At 44.9% G+C, this 2,223-nt stretch carries 1 protein-coding gene and 1 pseudogene; one reads left to right on the forward strand and one right to left on the reverse strand.

Annotated elements, in window-relative coordinates; genetic code table 11:
* A partial coding sequence (gcvPB, locus tag LC574_RS36715; protein ID WP_229458543.1) for an aminomethyl-transferring glycine dehydrogenase subunit GcvPB occupies nt 1-1,468 on the forward strand: 1,468 nt, incomplete at its 5' end.
* A 224-nt stretch (nt 1,469-1,692) separates the two neighbouring features.
* Here gcvPB and LC574_RS36720 read toward each other — a convergent pair.
* A pseudogene (locus tag LC574_RS36720) lies at nt 1,693-1,996 on the reverse strand (IS701 family transposase); the annotation flags it as partial.
* Nucleotides 1,997-2,223: the final 227 nt, after the last annotated feature.

Here is a 2,223-nt window from a genome sequence, read left to right on the forward strand (position 1 = left end):
AATGATTCCCTTGGGGTCTTGCACAATGAAGTTGAATGCGACTGCTGAAATGATTCCGGTAACTTGGGAGGAATTTGGCAAAATTCATCCATTTGCCCCTGCGTCGCAAACTCAGGGTTATCAAATGCTATTTAAGCAACTTGAGAAATGGTTAGCTGAAATTACCGGGTTTGCCGGAATTTCTCTGCAACCAAATGCTGGTTCTCAGGGTGAATACGCTGGGCTTTTAGTGATTCGTCAATATCACAAAAATCGTGGTGAAGCACACCGCAACGTCTGTTTGATTCCCACCTCGGCACACGGGACAAATCCTGCAAGTGCGGTGATGTGCGGGATGAAGGTGGTGGCGGTTGCCTGTGATTCACAAGGTAATATTGACGTTGATGACCTGAAGGCTAAGGCAGAAAAACACAGCAATGAACTAGCTGCCTTAATGGTGACATATCCCTCGACTCATGGTGTTTTTGAGGAGCCAATTCAGGAAATCTGCGCTGTTGTCCACAGTCACGGTGGACAAGTTTACATGGATGGGGCAAATATGAACGCCCAAGTGGGAATTTGCCGTCCTGGAGATATTGGCGCGGATGTCTGCCATTTAAACTTGCATAAAACCTTCTGTATTCCTCATGGTGGCGGTGGCCCTGGTATGGGGCCTATTGGGGTAGCGTCTCATCTTGTGCCTTTTCTCCCCGGACATCCTGTGGTACGGACTGGGCTTGCCGTGAGCGTAGCCGAACGGGACTGGGGACACAACGACTTGCTCAGTGCATCGCTGGGGACTAAGAAGGAAGAAATTCCCAATACCCAATCCCTAATCTCCAGTACCCAACATATTGGTGCTGTGGCGGCTGCGCCTTGGGGTAGTGCTAGTATTTTGGTGATTTCTTGGATGTACATCGCCATGATGGGTGCAGATGGTTTAACTGAAGCAACTAAGGTGGCGATTCTCAATGCTAACTACATTGCTAAGAGACTGGAATCTTACTATCCGGTTTTGTACCAGGGGAAAAATGGTCTAGTTGCCCATGAATGTATTTTAGATTTACGATCGCTCAAAAAATCAGCTGCGATCGAAATCGATGATGTTGCCAAGCGTCTCATGGATTACGGTTTCCATGCGCCGACTGTCTCTTGGCCTGTAGGGGGTACAATCATGGTGGAACCTACAGAAAGTGAATCTAAACAAGAGTTAGATCGTTTCTGTGATGCTTTGATTTCTATTCGCCAAGAAATCGCCGAAATAGAATCAGGTAAGGTGGATGCTCAAGATAATGTTTTAAAGAACGCACCCCACACTGCCGAAAGTCTCATCACCGACGAATGGCATCATCCTTATTCTCGTGAACAAGCTGCCTATCCTGCACCTTGGACTCGTGAATATAAATTCTGGCCTGCTGTTGGCCGCATTGATGCAGCCTTTGGTGATAGAAATTTTGTTTGTTCTTGTCTGCCAATGGATGCTTATTAAACAATTCGCAATTCGCAATTCGCAATTCGCAATTACGTTTTGTAACGGGGATTTTAATTAGGCATCAAAACGTGCTGCCTGTCTTGCTGGGGAATTATCGCTCTTCCATCACTCTAAGCAGAGGAAAATAAGAAATCCTCAGAATATAAGGTGTCTGGAATAGCGCCTCGCATTCGATTCATCAATGCAATTAGTGTGAGAAACCCAATCGATAAATGCGAAACTGGAAAGACTCTCAGCCAAGGTTTTAGTAGATTAAAGAATATGAAAGGTTGAATGACTAAGCGTAAATTGTTGAGTAAATTCTTCCACCCCGAACCCTCGTCCCACCAATCATGTTCCCTGAATTTTGCCACAACTGGCTCTGTGGGTTTATTTACCCCTTGTTCTAGTTGATTGTTAAAAACTTGAGAGTGAAGACTTACCATAAGATAAGCACTCATGACGATTTCCCACCATTTCTGTATTTGGGAATAATCAGTCACTCGATTCAGCAGCCCAACCCAATTCATTTTTACTTTGTTTTAAGTAAGTCGGCGTGAAAAAACCAAACTATGTAAAGATAAATAAATACGGACAATGTATCTACCGAGGTGACTAAGAGATGGGCGCGTAGTTTTTGGGTGTTTTTGACAAAGCTGTTAGCTATTAGCTATTAGCTATTAACCCGGTACATGCCTCGCCCCTCGTGGGCGAAAAATTAATCTTGGGGAGGTTAATACCCCGCTGTTAGCTGTTAGCGGTTAGCTGTTAGC

Source organism: Nostoc sp. CHAB 5715 (assembly GCF_020829685.1).
Taxonomy (GTDB): Bacteria; Cyanobacteriota; Cyanobacteriia; order Cyanobacteriales; family Nostocaceae; genus Nostoc.